This window comes from Streptomyces sp. SLBN-118 (assembly GCF_006715635.1).
Lineage (GTDB): Bacteria > Actinomycetota > Actinomycetes > Streptomycetales > Streptomycetaceae > Streptomyces.
In genome coordinates this window covers 2,212,341-2,231,051 of record NZ_VFNP01000001.1, presented here as the reverse complement: position 1 = coordinate 2,231,051, position 18,711 = coordinate 2,212,341, and the positions used below count along the sequence as shown (strand labels likewise).

Below are 18,711 nucleotides of genomic sequence, written 5' to 3'. Positions count from 1 at the left end.
CGGGTAGTCTCAACGCGATATGAGCAGCGAGAACCTCCCCCAGAGCCCTGAGCAGCAGCCGCGCAAGCCGCGCGTAGCCGTCGTCTTCGGCGGTCGCAGCTCCGAACACGGGATCTCCGTGGTCACCGCCGGCGCCGTACTGCGCGCCATCGACCGTACGAAGTACGACGTGCTGCCGATCGGCATCACGTCGGATGGCCGGTGGGCGCTGACCGCCGACGAGCCGGAGCGGATGGCCATCGCCGACCGCCGTACGCCCAGCGTCGAGGAGCTCGCCGACTCCACCGAGGGCGGCGTCGTGCTCTCCGTGGACCCCGCCAACCGCGAGGTCGTCTACAGCGAGCCCGGCGCCGTCCCCAAGGCGCTCGGCGAGGTCGACGTCGTCTTCCCCGTGCTGCACGGCCCGTACGGCGAGGACGGCACCCTCCAGGGCCTCCTGGAGTTGTCCGGCGTCCCGTACGTCGGCTCTGGCGTTCTCGCCTCGGCCGTCGGCCAGGACAAGGAGTACATGAAGCGTGTCTTCATCTCCTTCGGCCTGCCCGTCGGCCCGTACACGGTCATCCGCCCCCGCGAGTGGGAGCTCGACCCCTCCGCCGCCCGCAAGAAGATCATCGACTTCGCGGGTGAGCACGGCTGGCCGCTCTTCATCAAGCCCGCGCGTGCCGGATCCTCCATCGGCATCAGCAGGGTCGACGACATCTCCGGCCTGGACGAGGCGATCGGCGAGGCGCAGCGCCACGACCCCAAGATCCTTGTGGAGTCGCTGCTGCGCGGCCGCGAGATCGAGTGCGGGGTGCTGGAGTTCGAGGACGGCCCGCGTGCCAGCGTCCCGGCCGAGATCCCGCCCGTCACGGCCCACGAGTTCTACGACTTCGAGGCCAAGTACATCGACTCGGCGGCCGGTCTGGTGCCCGCGCCGCTGACCGAGGAGCAGACCGCCGAGGTACGCCGGCTCGCGGTCGAGGCGTTCGACGCCGCGTCCTGCGAGGGTCTCGTACGAGCGGACTTCTTCCTCACCGAGGACGGCGAGTTCGTCATCAACGAGATCAACACCATGCCCGGCTTCACGCCGATCTCGATGTACCCGCGCATGTGGCAGGAGAGCGGTATCGACTACTCCGATCTCGTCGACCGGCTGATCCAGGCGGCGCTGCGCCGCTCGACCGGCCTGCGCTAGGGCTCTTTACGGGACCACGAGGGTGGCCGGCACCGTCTTTTTGACGGCGCCGGCCAGTTCGGCGAGCGGCGTGACATCGTGGGCGAACCGCTCGTCCATCGTGACCTCGACGTAGGTCTTGCGGTACGTGGTGGTCAGGCGGGGGCCCTCGGGCCGCTCCTCCAGGAGCCAGTTGACCCCGTCCGCCTCCACTGCCTGCGACTGGGCGTCGCTCATCTTCGCGGGCCGTGGGACTCCACAGCGCAGTACGATCGCCGCGTCGCCCCAGCCGGCGGTCAGATCGGAAGCCGGCTCGGGGTCGTTGCGGTCCTGACCGGCCACGGACTTCGGCAGCTCCTTGTGCAGCGCGCCGCACAGTGCAGCCTGGTCCGAGGGCGGGCTGGGAACCGTGACCGACGCCGCTGCGTCCGTGGAGTCGCAGCCCGCGGCAGCCAGCAGCACCAGGGCGGCAGCGGACAGAAAGAAAGGCCGGCGGCGGGAAGATGTCACCGGCCAAGCGTAGACGGGGGCTACAGGTGCACGACCGGGCAGGTCAGGGTGCGGGTGATGCCGTCCACCTGCTGGACCTTGGCGACCACCATGCGGCCGAGATCGTCTACCGTCTCGGCCTGGGCGCGCACAATCACGTCATAGGGACCGGTCACGTCCTCGGCCTGAATCACTCCCGGAATCTTGCCGATGGTCTCGGCGACGGTCGACGCCTTGCCCACCTCGGTCTGAATGAGGATGTACGCCTGTACCACGGAACCTCCAGGGCGGCCACGAGGATCATGTGGGGGGAAGGGACGCCACGGTATCGCGTCGCCGCGGGCCGCGGGGAGACCCGCGCGCCGGGTGACGCCCGCAGCGTGGCGTACGGAGAGCAGAAGTTGACGTATCTCTTGACGGTACCCAGGGCGCACACCGCTCGCGACCGCAAGCGAGCAGCACTGCCGGAGGTCCCGGCAGGACGACGGAGAGGTGAGACTCGGTGAAGGGCACTGTGGGCGAGTTGGGGGAGTTCGGGCTCATCAGGGAACTCACCTCACGGCTCACCTCCACCCCGGCGGTCCGGCTCGGACCCGGTGACGACGCGGCGGTCGTGGCCGCACCCGACCGCAGGGTCGTGGCGAGCACGGACGTGCTCCTGGAGGGGCGGCACTTCCGCCGTGACTGGTCGACGGCATACGACGTGGGGCGCAAGGCCGCCGCACAGAATCTGGCCGACATCGCCGCGATGGGCGCGGTCCCGACCGCGCTGCTGCTCGGCCTGGTCGTCCCGGCCGAACTCCCGGTCACCTGGGCCACCGAGCTCATGGACGGCATCCGCGACGAGTGCCAGGTGGCCGGGGCGGCGGTGGTCGGCGGCGATGTCGTACGCGGAGACCTCATCACCCTCGCGATCACCGCGCTCGGTGATCTGCGCAACCACGAGCCGGTCACCCGGGCCGGCGCCCAGCCCGGCGATGTCGTCGCGTACACCGGCTGGTTGGGCTGGTCGGCCGCCGGGCACGCGGTGCTCTCCCGCGGCTTCCGCTCGCCGCGCGCCTTTGTCGAGGCACACCGCAGGCCCGAGCCGCCCTACCACGCCGGCCCCGCGGCGGCCGGACTCGGCGCCACCGCCATGACCGACGTCAGCGACGGACTCGTAGCCGACCTCGGGCACATCGCGGAGGCCAGCAAGGTCCGTATCGATCTGCGCTCGGGCTCCATCGACATCCCCTCGCAGATGAACGACATCGGTCAGGCCGTCGGCGTCGACCCGCTCCAGTGGGTGCTGACCGGGGGAGAGGACCACGCGATCGTCGCGACCTTCCCGCCGGACGCTAAGCTTCCGGCCCGCTGGAAGGTGATCGGCGAGGTGCTCAACCCGTCGGCGCTTCCGCAGGTGACGGTCGACGGTGCGCCCTGGACCAACAAGAGCGGCTGGGACCACTTCGGGGACATCGAGGACGGCAAGTAGATTCGGCGGTATGGACGTACCTGCCCTGCCTCCTCGCGTGCTCACCGTCGCCGGGTCCGACTCCGGCGGCGGTGCGGGCATTCAGGCCGATCTGAAGACGATGCTGGCGCTCGGTGTGCACGGCATGAGCGTGCTCACCGTGGTCACCGCGCAGAACTCGCTGGGTGTGCAGGACACGTGGGAACTGCCCGTCGACGCGGTACGGGCCCAGTACCGCAGCGTCGTCGACGACATCGGTGTACAGGCCGTGAAGACCGGCATGCTGGCCTCCGCGCCTCTGGTCGAGACGGTCGCCGAGCTACTGGCCGGAACGGAGGCGCCGGTCGTCGTGGACCCGGTGGGCGTCTCCAAGCACGGGGATCCGCTGCTGGCCGCCTCCGCGCTCGACTCCGTACGCGGCAGGCTGCTGCCCCTCGCGACCGTGGCCACCCCGAATCTGGACGAGGTCGAGCAGCTGACGGGCGTACGGGTGCGGGCCGAGGCGGATCTGCGCCGGGCCGCGGACGCGGTCCTGGGCCTCGGGCCGCGGTGGGCGCTGATCAAGGGCGGGCATCTCGCGGGCGACGCGGTGGACCTGCTGACGGACGGCGAGCAGGAACACTGGCTGCGTGCGCCCCGGCACGACAACCGGCACACGCACGGGACGGGCTGCACGCTGGCCTCCGCCCTCGCTTCGGGGCTGGCGAAGGGGATGGAGGTGCCGGAAGCCGTACGGGTCGCCAAGGAGTACGTCACGGGGGCGATCACCGCGGGGTTCGCACTGGGGGGAGGGATCGGCCCGGTGGATCACGGCTGGCGTCTGCGCTGACCGCCGGCCTGCCGTCCGGTGATTGCCGTCCGGTGACCGCACCCCGGGCACGGCAAAAAGCCGGCCCACCGAGGTGGACCGGCTTTCAAGGCAACCGGAGGGGCTGCGCTACGACGAAACGTCGCGGTTAGCGCGAGACCTTGCCGGCCTTGATGCACGAGGTGCAGACGTTGAGCCGCTTCGGCGTCCGACCGACCACGGCACGCACACGCTGGATGTTCGGGTTCCAGCGACGGGACGTACGGCGGTGCGAGTGCGAAATGTTGTTGCCGAAGCCCGGCCCCTTGCCGCAGACGTCGCAGTTGGCAGCCACGGGTCACTCCAAAGACTTCAGATGCACTTACAGTGAATTCCGGCGCGCCGGATCAGTGATCTGATTGGTGGCTTTGCCGGGGGAATGGCCCGACTCTCATCGGGCAACCGGAGCAGCATACAACGACTGCGTCCGAGATACGAAACTACCATGGCTTCTCCCGCCCCCGGCCCGGACCCCGCTCCCACCTGGGGTCTACCCTGCGGTGCAACCCGCTGCTCAGGGCCCTTCCGGCCGCTCAAGGAGGATCACCAGGTGCCGCAGACCCTCGACGCCACAGCGGTACGCACCTGGTGCTCACTGGCACTGGAAGCGCTGGGCCGGGAGCGCGAGGAGATCGACGCGATCAACGTCTACCCGGTCGCGGACGGGGACACCGGCACGAATCTGTATCTGACTGTCGAGTCCGCGGCCCGGGCCGTGGAGGCGGTCTTCTCCGCGCACGAGACCGAAGGCTCGGCCCCCCGGCCCGCCGATGTGGTCCGGGCGATGGCCCATGGCGCGCTGATAGGCGCCCGGGGGAACTCCGGGACGATCCTGGCGCAGTTGCTGCGGGGCATGGCGGAACGGCTCGGGGCCGGAGACCACATCGCCGACGCGATGCGCCGGGCGGCTGCTCTGGCGCGCGAGGCGGTCGCGCATCCCGTCGAGGGCACGATCCTGACGGTTGCGGCTGCTGCGGCCCGCGCCGCGGAGTCCTCACCGGACGATCCCGTGCGCGCCGCCTACGAGGGAGCGCGAGCCGCGCTGGACGCGACGCCGGGGCAGCTTGCCGTGCTGGACCGCGCGGGGGTCGTGGACGCGGGCGGGCGCGGGCTGCTGGCGGTGCTGGGCGCGCTCGTGGAGGCGGTGACGGGGGAGGTCCCGGCCGCGCCGGGGCCCACGCATGTACACCCCGCTGCGATGGTGGCCGTCGCGGAGGGAGGCGGCGAACCGTGTGCGGACGGAGGGCCGGCGTTCGAGGTGATCTACCTCCTGGAGGCCGAGGACGCGGCCGTGGCCCGGCTGCGCACCCGGCTGGACGGGCTCGGCGACTCGCTGGTCGTCGTCGGCGGCGACGGGCTGTGGAACGTGCATGTGCACGTCGATGACGCGGGCGCCGCGGTGGAGGCGGGCGTCGAGGCCGGGCGGCCGTACCGGATCCGGATCACCCACTTCGACTCCGCCGCGGAGATGTCGCGCGAGCAGGTGCAGCGGGCGGTCGTCGTGGTTGTCCCCGGGGAGGGCCTGGCGGACCTGTGCGCCGAGGCGGGCGCGACGACTGTGCTTGCGCGCCCCGGGGAGCCGCCGGCCAGCGGCGAACTGGTCGACGCGATCCGGCGCGCGCATGCCCGCGAGGTCGTCCTGCTGCCGAACTCGCCGGAGCTGCGGCACACCGCGGCGGCGGCCGCAGAACAGGCCCGTACGGAGGGCGTACGGGTCGCCCTCGTCCCCACCCGCGCCGCGGTTCAGGGCATCGCGGCGCTCGCCGTCCACGAGCCTGACCGCCGTTTCGACGAGGACGTCGTCGCGATGACGGCGGCGGCGGGGGCGACCCGCCATGCCGAACTGGCCGTGGCGGAACGGCAGTCGTGGACGACGGCGGGCGTGTGCCAGGCCGGTGACGTCCTGGGCCTGATCGACGGCGACGTGGCGGTGATCGGCGCGGACCTGCCGGGCACGGCGGAAGCGGTCCTGGACAGGATGCTGGCGGCGGGCGGCGAACTGGTGACGCTGATCCTGGGCGACGACGTACCGGACGGGGACGCGGTGGCCGAGCGCCTGGAACGGCATGTGCGGGAAGGCCACTTGGCGGTGGACACGGTGGTCTACCTGGGCGGCCGGGGGGCGTCCCCGCTGCTGATCGGGGTGGAGTAGGAGGCGGTGCCGCCCGGCCGGCGCGGGGACCTGTGCCGCGCTCGCGGCACCGCTGTGACCAGCGGCTATCCACAGGTGCACGACGTCTGTCAGTGCTGTGGTGTGCAATGGATCGCGTGTCCGCGCTCGACGAACCTCTGAAGAAGACGCTCGGAGCCGCCACCGCCAAGGTGATGGCCGAGCATCTGGACCTGCACACCCTCGGCGATCTGCTCCACCACTACCCGCGCAGGTACGCGGAGCGGGGCGAGCTCACGCACCTGTCCGACCTGCCGCTGGACGAGCACGTCACCGTGGTCGCCCAGGTGGCGAGCGCCCGCGTGCTCACCTTCAGCGGCTCCAAGGGCCGGGGCCAGCGCCTGGAGGTCGTCATCACGGACGGCAGCGGTCAACTGCAACTGGTCTTCTTCGGCAAGGGCGTTCACAAGCCCCACAAGGACCTTCTGCCGGGCACCCGCGCGATGTTCGCCGGCAAGGTGTCGGTCTTCAACCGCAAGCTGCAGCTCGCCCACCCCGCGTACGAACTGCTCCACGGAGACAGCGACGAGGCCGTCGACTCCTGGGCCGGAGCACTCATCCCGATCTATCCGGCCACCACGAAGCTGGAGTCCTGGAAGATCGCCAAGGCCCTCGACGCCGCACTGCCCAGAGCCCGGGAGGCCGTCGACCCCCTGCCGGAGGCACTGCGTGAAGGACGCGACCTCGTTCCGCTCCCCGAGGCCCTGTTGAAGATCCACCGGCCGCACACCAAGGCGGACATCGCCGTCGCACGCGACCGCCTGAAGTGGGACGAGGCCTTCGTCCTCCAGGTCGCCCTCGCCCGCCGCCGGTACGCCGACACCCAACTGCCCGCCGTGGCCCGCACACCACGGCCGGACGGGCTGCTCGACGCCTTCGACGCCAAGCTGCCCTTCACCCTGACCGAGGGCCAGCAGAAGGTCACCAAGGAGATCTTCGACGACCTGGCGACGGAGCACCCCATGCACCGCCTGCTCCAGGGAGAGGTCGGATCGGGCAAGACCATGGTGGCCCTGCGGGCGATGCTCACCGTCGTCGACGCGGGCGGGCAGGCGGCCATGCTCGCGCCCACCGAAGTCCTCGCCCAGCAGCACCACCGCTCGATCATCGAGATGATGGGCGAGCTCGCCGAGGGAGGGATGCTCGGCGGCGCCGAGCACGCGACCAGGGTGGTGCTGCTGACCGGCTCGATGGGCGCCGCCGCGCGCAGGCAGGCGCTGCTCGATCTGGTGACCGGCGAGGCCGGGATCGTGATCGGAACGCATGCGCTGATCGAGGACAGGGTGCAGTTCCACGATCTGGGGCTGGTGGTCGTCGACGAGCAGCACCGCTTCGGCGTGGAGCAGCGCGACGCCCTGCGTTCCAAGGGCAGGCAGCCGCCGCATCTGCTGGTCATGACGGCCACCCCCATTCCGCGTACGGTCGCGATGACGGTCTTCGGCGACCTGGAGACCTCGGTCCTGGACCAGCTGCCGGCCGGGCGTTCGCCGATCGCCAGCCATGTGGTCCCCGCCCAGGACAAGCCGCACTTCCTCGCGCGGGCCTGGGAGCGGGTGCGCGAAGAAGTCCAGAGTGGCCATCAGGCGTATGTGGTGTGCCCCCGCATCGGTGACGAAGAGGAGGAGCCGAGGAAGAAGTCCGTGGAGGACGAGGCCGAGAAGCGCCCTCCGCTGGCCGTGATCGAGATCGCCGGCCAGCTTGCGGCGGGCCCGCTGAAGGGCCTGCGGGTGGAAGTCCTGCACGGCCGGATGCAGCCCGACGACAAGGACGACGTCATGCGCCGCTTCGCCGCGGGCGATGTCGATGTCCTGGTCGCCACCACCGTCATCGAGGTCGGCGTCAATGTTCCCAACGCCACCGCGATGGTGATCATGGACGCGGACCGTTTCGGGGTGTCGCAGCTGCACCAGCTGCGCGGCCGGGTCGGCCGTGGCTCGGCCCCCGGGCTGTGTCTGCTGGTCACCGACATGCCCGAGGCCGCACCCGCCCGCGCCCGGCTCGGCGCGGTCGCCTCCACGCTGGACGGCTTCGAGCTTTCCCGTATCGACCTCGAACAGCGCCGTGAGGGCGATGTGCTCGGCCAGGCCCAGTCCGGTGTGCGCTCCTCGCTGCGGATGCTCACGGTCATCGACGACGAGGAGACCATCGCGGCGGCCCGGGAGGAGGCCGTCGCGATCGTCTCCGCGGATCCGGATCTCGAGCATCTGCCGGAGCTGCGTACGGCGCTGGACGCGTTGGTCGACACGGAGCGGGAGCAGTACCTCGACAAGGGCTGACGGGGATTCGCCGTCTGCCATTGGCTGACCGGATGTGCAGCCGGTCATGTGCAGCCGGTCATGTGCAGCCGGTCATGCGCTGAGGGGCATTCACCGTCACGCATCGGTTCGCGCCGGCTCGGGAACGGCCTTCGCCCGGGAGCGGACGACCGTGCCCGCCGCCTCGACCGGACCGAGGACTGATACGGAGGCTCCCAGCCTGAGGGGACCGAATCCCTGCGACGGCCTATCGTTTAAGCACATCCGCCAAGCACCGCAGCTCGGCGCTCCGCTCAGCAGCCTCAAGCCTCATCCGCCTCCGCCTTTAAGGACCAGACTCAGATGACCCGCGTGATCGCCGGCGCGGCCGGCGGGCGCCGTATCGCCGTCCCGCCCGGCACCGGCACCCGCCCCACATCCGACCGCGCTCGCGAGGGGCTCTTCTCCAGCTGGGAGTCCCTCCTCGGCACGCTCGGCGGCATCCGTGTCGCCGATCTGTACGCGGGCTCCGGCGCCGTCGGCCTGGAGGCACTGTCCCGGGGCGCGTCCCACGCCCTCCTGGTCGAGGCGGACAACCGCGCCGCCCGCATCGTCCGGGAGAACGTCCGCGCGCTCGGACTGCCCGGTGCCGAAGTCCGTACCGGCAAAGCGGAACAGATCGTGACGGGACCGGCGCCCGAGCTCCCGTACGACGTCGTCTTCCTCGACCCGCCGTACGCCGTCACCGATGACGATCTTCGGGAGATTCTGCTCACACTCCGTCGCCAGGGCTGGCTCGCGGACGATGCGCTCGCCACCGTGGAGCGCAGCACCAGAGGCGGCGAATTCGTCTGGCCGCAGGGCTTCGAGCCACTGCGGGCCCGTCGCTACGGCGAGGGCACGCTTTGGTACGGTCGCGCCGCCTCTACGTGCGAAGACGCACGATGACCGGTTCGGAGAGCGAGGGACTTCAGTTGCGCCGCGCAGTCTGTCCGGGGTCATTCGACCCCATCACCAATGGGCACCTCGACATCATTGCCCGCGCCTCCAAGCTGTACGACGTCGTACATGTCGCGGTGATGATCAACCAGTCCAAGCAGGGACTGTTCACGGTCGGAGAGCGGATGGACATGATCCGCCAGGTCACCAGCGAGTACGGGAACGTCGTCGTGGAGTCCCACCACGGCCTTCTCGTCGACTTCTGCAAGCAGCGCGACATCCCGGCCATCGTCAAGGGACTGCGCGCGGTCAGCGACTTCGACTACGAGCTGCAGATGGCCCAGATGAACAACGGCCTCTCGGGCGTCGAGACCCTCTTCGTCCCGACCAACCCCACCTACAGCTTCCTGTCCTCCAGCCTCGTCAAGGAGGTCGCCGCCTGGGGCGGTGACGTCTCCCATCTGCTGCCTCCGGTCGTCAACGAGGCCCTGACCCGTCGCCTGGCCGAGAAGTGACGAACTGACAGTTCGTCACCCGGTGTCGGGCGGGCGCCGACTGCCCGTACAGTCGTCCCGTCCGTCTCATATCAGGCAGAGAGTGGCGAAGCACGGTGGACGTCCAGAAGAAGCTCGACGAGATCGTCGATGCGGTCGGCAGCGCCCGGTCCATGCCCATGTCGGCCTCCTGCGTGGTCAACCGCGCCGAGCTGCTCGCCATGCTCGAAGAGGTCCGTCAGGCCCTGCCGGGTTCCCTGGCCCAGGCCCAGGAGCTGATCGGCGGCCGTGAGCAGATGGTCGAGCATGCCCGCCAGGAGGCCGAGCGGATCATCGAGACCGCCCATGCCGAGCGCGGCTCACTGATCTCGGACACCCAGGTCGCCCGCCGGTCCCAGGAGGAGGCCGACCGCATCCTCGCGGAGGCCCGCCGGGAGGCCGAGGAGATCCGTGCCGAGGCCGACGACTACGTCGACTCCAAGCTCGCCAACTTCGAGGTCGTCCTCACCAAGACCATCGGCTCCGTCGACCGTGGCCGCGAGAAGCTGCTCGGCCGCGGCCCGGGCCTGGACGAGCAGGGCTACGCGGACGAGGACGCCCCCGAGTACAGCGCGGACCCGCAGACCCTGATCCAGCGTGCCGACGAGTACGTGGACACCAAGCTGGGTGCCTTCGAGGCCGTGCTCTCCAAGACGCTCGACGCGGTCGGCCGCGGCCGCCAGAAGCTGCACGGCCGGACCGCCAGTGACGCCCTGGGCGAGCACATGGCCGCCCAGGATGCGGCGGGCGGCCGGCAGCATGCCAGCGACGCCGACTATCTGGCCGGGCTCGCGGAGCTGGCCGAGCCCGAGCCGCAGGCGCAGCCCCAGCACCAGTACCAGCCCGTGGCCGAGCAGCAGCCCCAGGTCCCGGCCCAGCCCGATCCGTACGCCGGGGGCGCGTCGGGCTACGGGGGACAGCCGCAGGACGCGTACGCCGGCTACCAGTCCGATCCGTACGCCGCGTACCAGCAGCAGGGCTACGACCAGCAGCAGTACGCCCAGCAGGACCCGTACGCGTATCAGCAGCAGGTCCAGCACCAGCCGCAGCAGCAGGTCCAGCAGCAGGGCGCCGCCCTCGACGAGACCAGCCTGTTCGACACCGGCATGATCGACCTGGACCGGCTGCGCCGGTACGAGCAGGGGCGCTAGGTCCTGTCCGGTCGACCGGACAGGACCTCGAAGGCGCGGATTGGGTCTACGGCGGCCCGTCCAGTATCCTGGCTCTTCGGTCGCGCGTAGCTCCGCGATCACGGCTGCCCGCTTCGCACCCAGAAGCCGGGACGGCCCCTCCCCACGACCCGAAAGCAGGAAAAGTCCTGAGCACGCGCCTCGACCACCGCAACCCCCTCGTGTTCGACACACACGAGCTGGGGCGGCGTCCTGGTGCCCTCCAGCGGCTGACCCGCTCGGTCGATGCCCCCAGGGACTTCGGTATCGAAGGGGTCATCGGCGTGCCGGAAGGCGCGCCCGTGGAACTCGGACTCCGTCTGGAGTCGGTCATGGAAGGTGTGCTTGTCACAGGCACCGCCCGTGCATCGGCCAAAGGGGAGTGCGTAAGGTGTCTGGAGCCGCTGAGCCAAGAGGTCGCGGCGGACTTCCAGGAGATGTTTTCGTACCCCGACGCCGATGACCGGGGCCGCAGTCGCACTGCGGAGCCGGTCGACGACGCCGAGGACGAGGACAGGCTCTTTCTCGAGGACGGCATGTTCGACCTCGAGTCCGTGCTGCGTGATGCGGTGGTGCTCGCACTGCCGATGCAGCCGGTGTGCCGGGAAACGTGTGCCGGCCTGTGTCCCGAATGCGGGATCAGGCTGGACGAGAACCCGGACCACCACCATGACGCCGTCGACATTCGTTGGGCGGCACTGCAGGGACTCGCCGAGACCATTCAGGACGGCGAGAAGGACAACATGGGCGGCGCCGAAGCGGGCGTCGACGAGAAGCAGGAGAAGTAGCCGTGGCTGTTCCGAAGCGGAAGATGTCGCGCAGCAACACGCGCCACCGCCGGTCGCAGTGGAAGGCTGCGGTCCCCACTCTGGTTTCGTGTGAGCGTTGCCAGGAGCCGAAGCAGCAGCACATCGCGTGCCCGAGCTGCGGCACCTACAACAAGCGCCAGGTCCTCGAGGTCTGAGCGGCTGGTGAGAGGCCCGATGTCTGAGCTGTCCAATGCCAAGAAGCAGGCAGACGCAGTAAACACAGCCAACGCAGCCTCGTCCCACACGCTTCTGGAAGGGCGGCTCGGGTATCACCTCGAGTCCGCCCTTCTGGTGCGTGCGCTGACCCACCGTTCGTACGCGTACGAGAACGGCGGTCTGCCCACCAACGAGCGTCTCGAATTCCTTGGGGATTCGGTGCTCGGCCTGGTGGTCACCGACACGCTGTACCGCACCCACCCCGACCTGCCCGAAGGCCAGCTGGCCAAACTGCGGGCCGCGGTGGTCAATTCGCGTGCGCTGGCGGAGGTCGGCCGCGGCCTCGAACTCGGCCTCTTCATCCGGCTCGGCCGGGGCGAAGAAGGCACGGGAGGCCGGGACAAGGCGTCCATCCTCGCCGACACCCTTGAAGCGGTGATCGGTGCGGTCTATCTCGACCAGGGCCTCGAAGCGGCCTCGGAGCTGGTGCACCGGCTCTTCGACCCGCTGATCGAGAAGTCCTCGAACCTGGGCGCGGGCCTGGACTGGAAAACCAGTCTCCAGGAGCTCACCGCCGCCGAGGGGCTCGGAGTTCCGGAGTATCTCGTCACCGAGACCGGCCCGGACCACGAGAAGACCTTCACTGCTGCCGCCCGCGTCGGTGGTGTCTCGTACGGCACCGGCACCGGCCGCAGCAAGAAGGAAGCGGAGCAGCAGGCGGCGGAGTCCGCATGGCGGGAGATCCGTGCCGCCGCGGACGAGCGCGCGGCTGCCGCGAAGGCCGAAGCCGAGGCCGGGGCCAAGGCCCGGGCCGAGGCGGAGGCCAAAGCGACCGCTGCTGGTGACGAAGGGGCCGCCGACGCCCCTTCGGCCTCGGAATCCGGGGACCGGGCCTCGGCCTGAGTCCACCCTTTCCGCAGTTCACCGCGGGGCCCCTCGCTCGTCAGGAGCGCTGGGGCCTCGCGGTTTTGCGTCTCCGGCGCGGAGGTACGCTGCGGGCGTCACCCTGAGAGTTGCCCGAAGGAGCCCTGTGCCCGAGCTGCCCGAGGTCGAAGTCGTACGTCGCGGACTCCAGCGCTGGGTCAGCGGGCGGACGATCGCCGAGGTCGAGGTGCTGCACCCGCGTGCGGTCCGCCGCCATCCGGCCGGCGCCGGGGACTTCGCGGCCCGGCTCAAGGGCCACAGTGTCGGGATCGCCCGCCGCCGCGGCAAGTACCTCTGGCTGCCACTGGCAGACACCGACACATCGATCCTGGGCCACCTCGGCATGAGCGGGCAGCTGCTCGTACAGCCCGAGGACGCCGCCGACGAGAAGCATCTGCGGATCCGGATCCGCTTCGAGGACCGGCTCGGCACCGAGCTGCGCTTTGTCGACCAGCGCACCTTCGGGGGTCTGTCCTTGCACGACAACACGCCTCAAGGGCTCCCGGACGCGATCGCCCACATCGCCCGCGATCCGCTGGACCCGGCCTTCGACGACGCGGCCTTCCCTGTGGCGCTGCGGCTGCGCCGGACGACGGTCAAGCGTGCGCTGCTCGACCAGTCGCTGATCAGCGGCGTCGGGAACATCTATGCGGACGAGGCACTGTGGCGCGCCCGGCTCCACTACGAGCGCCCCACCGCGACCCTGACGCGCCCCCGCGCGGCTGAACTGCTCGGTCATGTACGGGACGTGATGAACGCGGCCCTGGCCGTCGGCGGCACCAGCTTCGACAGCCTGTATGTGAACGTGAACGGCGAATCGGGCTATTTCGACCGGTCGTTGGATGCGTACGGCCGCGAGGACGAGCCCTGCCGACGCTGCGGCACACCCATGCGCCGCCGTCCCTGGATGAATCGTTCCAGCTATTTCTGCCCGCGCTGTCAGCGGGCGCCGAGGCCTTCGCGCTCCTCGTCGTAGCGCGCGCGGGCGGCAAGCACCTCGGGCATCCGGCCCTCGATCAGGTGGATCAGCCCGAGCAGCCGCTCGGCGACGGCGCGTCCCAGCGGGGTGAGTTCATAGTCCACGCGCGGGGGATTGGTGGTCTGTGCTTCCCGGTGGACCAGGCCGTCGCGCTCCAGCGCATGAAGGGTCTGGGAGAGCATCTTCTCGCTCACACCGTCGATGCGCCGGCGCAGTTCGTTGAAGCGGAAGGTCCCCTCGTGCAGGGCCCCGATCGTCAGGCTGCCCCAGCGGCCCGTCACGTGCTCGAGAGTGCCGCGTGAGGGGCACTGCTTGGAGAAAACGTCGAAGGGGTGGCCGCCGTCGTCCATGAGGGGCACCCTACTCCGGCGCGCTAACTATTCGTAAGCGGCTGTTCGTCAGCGTTCCAGGAGGGGCTGGAAACCGAGGACAATCGATGGGTGGCCTGGGGTCCGGCGTGTCACAATTCACACGTTGTGGCGGGGGAGGGGATGCCATGCCTGGTACGCCTGCGGCGTTCATGAGCTATGTCCGTTTCAATGACGAGCACGATGACGGTCTGCTCACTCAGCTCCGGGAACGGCTGGGCACCGAGGTCCGGGCGCAGACCGGCGAGGAGTTCGCGATCTTCCAGGATCGCAATGACGTCGCCTGGGGGCAGAACTGGCAGCAGCGCATCGATGAGGCGCTGGACGCGGTGACCCTGTTGCTGGTCATCATCACGCCGAGTCTGTTCCGCAGCCCCGCCTGCCGGGCGGAGGTGGCACGGTTCCTGGAGCGGGAGGGTGAGCTGGGCCGCCAGGGCCTGATCCTGCCCGTGTACTACATCAGTGCCCGGGAGCTGGATGATCCCGAGCTGCGGGAGGCCGATGAGATGGCGCGGGTGCTGGCTTCTCGGCAGCACGCCGACTGGCGGGAGTTACGGTTCGAGCCGTTCACCTCACCGCTGGTGCGCAAGGCGATCGCGCAGTTGGCGTCGCGGATGCGGGATACCTTCTGGCATCCGCCCGCGCCCACCCGGGCGCGGCCCGTCAGGACTGCGGAAGCCGGCGGAGCAGCGGCCGGGTCCACGGAGCAGACGGGCGACACTGCCAGGGTCGTGGCCAAGTCCGAGCCGCCGACGCATGTGGTGGACCCTTATCACCGGGGTGACTTCGCCACGGTCGGCGCGGCGATCAAGGCCGCGCAGCCGGGTGACCGGATCCTGGTGCGGCCTGGCCTGTACGAGGAGGGCCTGGTGGTCGACAAGCCCCTGGAAATCCTCGGCGACGGGCCCCTCGCCGACATCCAGATCCGCGCCCACGACTCGTACGTCCTGGCGTTTCGGGCCGGCATCGGCCGGGTCGCGAACCTCACCTTGCGCCAGACCGGTGGTGCGTGGCACGGCGTGGACATCACCCAGGGGCGGCTGGAGCTTGAAGGCTGCGACATCAGCAGCCAGGGGCTCGCCGGCGTCGCCATCGGCAATGGCGCCGATCCGCGGCTGCGCCGCAACCAGATCCACGGCAACAAGCAGAGCGGCGTTTTCGTCCGTGACGGCGGCGGGGGCACGCTGGAGGACAACGACATCACCGGCAACACTTACGCGGGTGTTGAGATCAAGACGGGCGGCAACCCCACCCTGCGCGCCAACCAGATCCGCGACAACGGGGGAGGCGGCGTCTATGTCCATGACAGCGGCATGGGGACGCTGGAGGACAACGACATCACCGGCAACGCTTTGGCGGGTGTGACGATCCGGACGGGTGGCAGCCCCACCCTGCGCCGCAATCAGATTCGGGACAACAGGCAGAGCGGCGTGTTCGTCCAGGACAGCGGCGTGGGGACGCTGGAGGCCAACGACATCACCGGCAGCGCTTTGGCGGGTGTCACGATCAAGGCGGGAGGCAGCCCCACCCTGCGCGGCAACCAGATTCACGACAACAAGGGTGGTGGTGTCTTCGTCTACGACAGCGGCGTGGGGACGCTGGAGGACAACGACATCACCGGCAACGCTTTGGCGGGTGTTGAGATCCAGGCGGGTTGCAGCCCCACCCTGCGCCGCAATCAGATTCGGGACAACAGGCAGAGCGGCGTGTTCGTCCAGGACAGCGGCGTGGGGACGCTGGAGGACAACGACATCACCGGCAACGCCTACGCGGGTGTTGAGATCAAGACGGGCGGCAATCCCACCCTGCGCGGCAACCAGATCCGCGACAACAAGGGTGGTGGCGTCTTCGTCTACGACAGCGGCGTGGGGACGCTGGAGGCCAACGACATCACCGGCAACACCTACGCGGGTGTGACGATCCGGACGGGTGGCAGCCCCACCCTGCGCCGCAACCAGATTCACGACAACAAGCAGAACGGCGTGTTCGTCCAGGACAGCGGCGGGGGCACGCTGGAGGACAACGACATCACCGGCAACGCCTACGCGGGTGTTGAGACCAAGACGGGCGCGGAGCCCACCCTGCGCCGCAACCGGATTCACCGCAACAAAAATGCGGCAGTAAGGATTCACGAGGGGGGTGGCGGCGTATTCGAGGACAACGACCTGACGGCCAACAGCAGAGGCGCTTGGGACATCGCGAAGGAATGCCAGGAGAACGTCGTCCGCGCCCGCAACAAGGAATGAATGATCGTGCAAACCTCGACAGGCGAGACCCGGGCCCGGGCCGCCGTGGATCAGTCGTCAATAACCACGACCCTGCGCAAGACGGCCCGGAGACGGCCCGGAAGAGCTCGTAAGCCCCTGAACTGCTGTTATCTCAAAAGCCGAAGTCCTGGGTCCACCAGGGGCCGCCGTCGCCCATGACCACACCGACGCCCAGCGTCTTGTAGTCACAGTTGAGGATGTTGGCGCGGTGACCGTCGCTGTTCATCCAGGAGTTCATCACCGCGGCCGCGTCGGCCTGCCCACGGGCTATGTTCTCGCCGCCGAGGCCCCTGACGCCCGCCTCGTCGGCGCGGTCCCAGGGAGTGTCCCCGTCGGGGTCGGTGTGGTCGAAGAAGCCGCGCGCGGCCATGTCGGCGCTGAAGTCCCCGGCGAGATCCGCAAGACCGGAATCGGTACGTACCGGGCTGCAGCCGACCTTCGCCCGCTCCTTGTTGACCAGGGCGAGAACCTCGGCCTCGGCGCCGGCCGCGCCCGAGACGACGGGCTTGGCCCGCTCGGGCGGACGGCTGGAGGGGCGGGCCTCGGTACGGGCCGGGGCGGTCTTCTTCTTCTCCACCACCGGGGCCTTCGTCTGCTTCGACGGAGTCGCCGAGGGCTTGGCCGGCTTGGCGGAGGGAGTCTTCGACGGTGCCTTCGGCCGCGGCGCGGTCCGGCTCGCGGACGGCGAGGTCCCGTTCGTCGGCTCGGCGCTCGCGTCGCCCTGGGTCTGCAGCTGGGCGGAGTCCTCGGCGCGAATCTTCCCGCTCGGTTCACTGCCGCCGCTGACGTTGAACGTGTCGCCGCCCGGCAGCAGGCCGGACGCGACGGCGACAGCGCCTACGGCCATGGCTGCGGAGGCGCCGAGCAGCCCGGTGCGTACAGGCATGCCCGACCGCTTCTTCCGGCGTGTACCACCCCGGTGCCGGCCTGCGGCTGCGTCCGCGTGGTGGTGCGGGGCGGGTGCGTCGGCGGAGCGTCGATGGCGTCCCATCTGCTGTGCCTTCCTCGTGCTCGACGGAGCTCGACGGTCAAACGTCAAACTGACTCACCCAAATGGGTGAAGCTCATTGCGACGGGACTGTACGCCATGACGCGTGGGGGCGAAGTGCTCTGAGTGCATTTGGGCGGTTACCGTGCACGCATGAACGATGTCGCACGGCTCACCGCCTGGGTACGCGGCCGAGTACAGGGAGTGGGCTTCCGCTGGTTCACCAGGGCGAATGCTCTGGAGATCGGCGGCATCACGGGATTCGCCGTCAATCTCGACGACGGCAGAGTGCAGGTTGTGGCAGAGGGGCCACGTGAGAATTGCCACCGTCTGCTGGAGTGGCTGCAGTCGGACGACACGCCCGGCCGGGTCGAAGGTGTCACCGAGATCTGGGACACCCCGCGCGGCGGCTACGACGGCTTCGCGATCCGCTGAGGTCATCGCGCATTTTCCCCGGAAGCGGCCCTCGCCGGCATGCCCCGGGCACCTGCCGTTGGCAGAAATTGCCTGGTGGTTGCCAAGAAGGGCTTGTCGTGTCAGGCTGCGCCAGGAAGAATGATCTCCACGCCCCCTGGGCCCCGCTTCAGAGGCTCCGCCGCGCGTTCCGCGGCCGTATGCCCCCGGGTTTGCCCGCTCATGCGGGGCGTGATCGTGTTGACCGTCAAACTTTTTGGTGAGACTCTGGAAGCCCCGCGCACCTTAGCTGTTTGGCAGTAAGTACCGCAGCCATATCGATCACTAACAAGCACTGTCGAGCACCGCGGGTGCGAATCCCTCACGACCCACACCGCTTCGGTCGGTCACTCATTGTGGAGGACCATCCATCATGGCAAAGGCGCTTCTCGGTTACGTCGGCGGTAACGACCCGCGACTCCTCGCCGAGATGCGACGGCTTCAGCAGCGCGTCCAGGACCTGGAATCCGAGCTTGTACGGATCCAGTCCGAGAACGACGCGCTCAACGCTGCCGTCGCTCAGCACCCTGGAGAGTCGTTGCTTGAAGGCATCGACATCGACGTACCCCAGGCGGAGCCGGCGCTCACCTGAGCACTGTGTCCGCTCGAGAATCATCGCGCACAAGATATGCAAGGGACGCCTCGGCGTCCCTTCTTTCTTTGCCCCGCCTGTTTCTTTGTCCCGCCCCTTACCGTCGTTCGCTTACCGTCAGATGTGCCCTGCACCTTCATGGGCGAAACCGCGAGCACTGTGTCTTCCCCGGCGGGTACCCCCCC

At 69.4% G+C, this 18,711-nt stretch carries 20 protein-coding genes; 15 read left to right on the top strand and 5 right to left on the bottom strand.

Annotated features, from left to right (window positions below; genetic code table 11):
- The first annotated feature begins 19 nt into the window (after positions 1 to 19).
- Positions 20 to 1,177, top strand: coding sequence for a D-alanine--D-alanine ligase family protein (locus FBY35_RS09965; RefSeq protein ID WP_142213442.1), 1,158 nt, complete (start codon positions 20 to 22; stop codon positions 1,175 to 1,177).
- Positions 1,178 to 1,183: 6 nt separating this feature from the next.
- Here FBY35_RS09965 and FBY35_RS09960 read toward each other — a convergent pair whose 3' ends face one another.
- Both FBY35_RS09960 and FBY35_RS09955 read right to left on the bottom strand, forming a co-directional pair.
- On the bottom strand, positions 1,184 to 1,666 hold the full coding sequence (locus tag FBY35_RS09960; protein ID WP_142213441.1) for a DUF3515 domain-containing protein: 483 nt from the start codon (positions 1,664 to 1,666) through the stop codon (positions 1,184 to 1,186).
- Between the two features lie 20 nt (positions 1,667 to 1,686).
- Positions 1,687 to 1,920, bottom strand: coding sequence for an Lrp/AsnC family transcriptional regulator (locus FBY35_RS09955; RefSeq protein ID WP_108152814.1), 234 nt, complete (start codon positions 1,918 to 1,920; stop codon positions 1,687 to 1,689).
- A 227-nt stretch (positions 1,921 to 2,147) separates the two neighbouring features.
- Between FBY35_RS09955 and FBY35_RS09950 the strand changes: the two genes are divergently transcribed.
- Complete coding sequence (locus FBY35_RS09950) at positions 2,148 to 3,119, top strand: thiamine-phosphate kinase (protein WP_142213440.1); 972 nt, start codon at positions 2,148 to 2,150, stop codon at positions 3,117 to 3,119.
- Between the two features lie 10 nt (positions 3,120 to 3,129).
- Complete coding sequence (thiD, locus tag FBY35_RS09945; protein ID WP_142213439.1) at positions 3,130 to 3,927, top strand: bifunctional hydroxymethylpyrimidine kinase/phosphomethylpyrimidine kinase; 798 nt, start codon at positions 3,130 to 3,132, stop codon at positions 3,925 to 3,927.
- Positions 3,928 to 4,054: 127 nt separating this feature from the next.
- On the opposite strand, the gene rpmB is transcribed toward thiD, so the two are convergent.
- Positions 4,055 to 4,240, bottom strand: a complete 186-nt coding sequence (rpmB, locus tag FBY35_RS09940; protein ID WP_003957616.1) for a 50S ribosomal protein L28 — start codon at positions 4,238 to 4,240, stop codon at positions 4,055 to 4,057.
- A 255-nt stretch (positions 4,241 to 4,495) separates the two neighbouring features.
- Here rpmB and FBY35_RS09935 point away from each other — a divergent pair, with 255 nt between their 5' ends.
- The 9 genes from FBY35_RS09935 to mutM all read left to right on the top strand — a co-directional run bounded on the left by FBY35_RS09935 (position 4,496) and on the right by mutM (position 13,855).
- Positions 4,496 to 6,097 carry a DAK2 domain-containing protein gene (locus tag FBY35_RS09935; RefSeq protein WP_142213438.1) on the top strand — a complete coding sequence of 534 codons (1,602 nt, stop codon included), beginning with the start codon at positions 4,496 to 4,498 and terminating at the stop codon, positions 6,095 to 6,097.
- Between the two features lie 107 nt (positions 6,098 to 6,204).
- A complete protein-coding gene (recG, locus tag FBY35_RS09930; protein WP_142213437.1) occupies positions 6,205 to 8,391 on the top strand; it encodes an ATP-dependent DNA helicase RecG in 2,187 nt (728 codons plus the stop codon).
- 321 nt (positions 8,392 to 8,712) lie between these two features.
- On the top strand, positions 8,713 to 9,297 hold the full coding sequence (rsmD, locus tag FBY35_RS09925; RefSeq protein WP_142213436.1) for a 16S rRNA (guanine(966)-N(2))-methyltransferase RsmD: 585 nt from the start codon (positions 8,713 to 8,715) through the stop codon (positions 9,295 to 9,297).
- Positions 9,298 to 9,323: 26 nt separating this feature from the next.
- The gene (gene coaD / locus FBY35_RS09920; protein WP_222123142.1) at positions 9,324 to 9,803 is read left to right on the top strand and encodes a pantetheine-phosphate adenylyltransferase; all 480 of its coding nucleotides are present in this window, start codon (positions 9,324 to 9,326) and stop codon (positions 9,801 to 9,803) included.
- Positions 9,804 to 9,898: 95 nt separating this feature from the next.
- Complete coding sequence (locus tag FBY35_RS09915; RefSeq protein ID WP_142213434.1) at positions 9,899 to 10,972, top strand: ATP synthase F0 subunit B; 1,074 nt, start codon at positions 9,899 to 9,901, stop codon at positions 10,970 to 10,972.
- 200 nt (positions 10,973 to 11,172) lie between these two features.
- Complete coding sequence (locus FBY35_RS09910; RefSeq protein ID WP_399208246.1) at positions 11,173 to 11,778, top strand: DUF177 domain-containing protein; 606 nt, start codon at positions 11,173 to 11,175, stop codon at positions 11,776 to 11,778.
- Positions 11,779 to 11,780: 2 nt separating this feature from the next.
- Positions 11,781 to 11,954, top strand: coding sequence for a 50S ribosomal protein L32 (gene rpmF / locus FBY35_RS09905; protein ID WP_026165248.1), 174 nt, complete (start codon positions 11,781 to 11,783; stop codon positions 11,952 to 11,954).
- 19 nt (positions 11,955 to 11,973) lie between these two features.
- The gene (gene rnc / locus FBY35_RS09900) at positions 11,974 to 12,858 is read left to right on the top strand and encodes a ribonuclease III (RefSeq protein WP_142213432.1); all 885 of its coding nucleotides are present in this window, start codon (positions 11,974 to 11,976) and stop codon (positions 12,856 to 12,858) included.
- Positions 12,859 to 12,985: 127 nt separating this feature from the next.
- Positions 12,986 to 13,855, top strand: a complete 870-nt coding sequence (mutM, locus tag FBY35_RS09895; RefSeq protein WP_142213431.1) for a bifunctional DNA-formamidopyrimidine glycosylase/DNA-(apurinic or apyrimidinic site) lyase — start codon at positions 12,986 to 12,988, stop codon at positions 13,853 to 13,855.
- Here mutM and FBY35_RS09890 read toward each other — a convergent pair.
- On the bottom strand, positions 13,819 to 14,208 hold the full coding sequence (locus tag FBY35_RS09890) for a helix-turn-helix domain-containing protein (RefSeq protein ID WP_142213430.1): 390 nt from the start codon (positions 14,206 to 14,208) through the stop codon (positions 13,819 to 13,821). The genes mutM and FBY35_RS09890 overlap by 37 nt on opposite strands.
- A 146-nt stretch (positions 14,209 to 14,354) precedes the next feature.
- On the opposite strand from FBY35_RS09890, the gene FBY35_RS09885 reads away from it, so the two are divergent.
- Positions 14,355 to 16,472: a right-handed parallel beta-helix repeat-containing protein gene (locus FBY35_RS09885; protein ID WP_160159250.1), complete on the top strand. Its 2,118-nt coding sequence runs from the start codon at positions 14,355 to 14,357 to the stop codon at positions 16,470 to 16,472.
- Between the two features lie 133 nt (positions 16,473 to 16,605).
- On the opposite strand, the gene FBY35_RS09880 is transcribed toward FBY35_RS09885, so the two are convergent.
- Positions 16,606 to 17,484: a CAP domain-containing protein gene (locus FBY35_RS09880; RefSeq protein ID WP_142213428.1), complete on the bottom strand. Its 879-nt coding sequence runs from the start codon at positions 17,482 to 17,484 to the stop codon at positions 16,606 to 16,608.
- A 150-nt stretch (positions 17,485 to 17,634) separates the two neighbouring features.
- Between FBY35_RS09880 and FBY35_RS09875 the strand changes: the two genes are divergently transcribed.
- Both FBY35_RS09875 and FBY35_RS09865 read left to right on the top strand, forming a co-directional pair.
- The gene (locus tag FBY35_RS09875) at positions 17,635 to 17,916 is read left to right on the top strand and encodes an acylphosphatase (protein WP_142213427.1); all 282 of its coding nucleotides are present in this window, start codon (positions 17,635 to 17,637) and stop codon (positions 17,914 to 17,916) included.
- Between the two features lie 391 nt (positions 17,917 to 18,307).
- Entirely contained in the window at positions 18,308 to 18,526 is a 219-nt protein-coding gene (locus tag FBY35_RS09865; RefSeq protein WP_142213425.1) for a hypothetical protein, read from the top strand.
- The last annotated feature ends 185 nt before the right edge of the window (positions 18,527 to 18,711 follow it).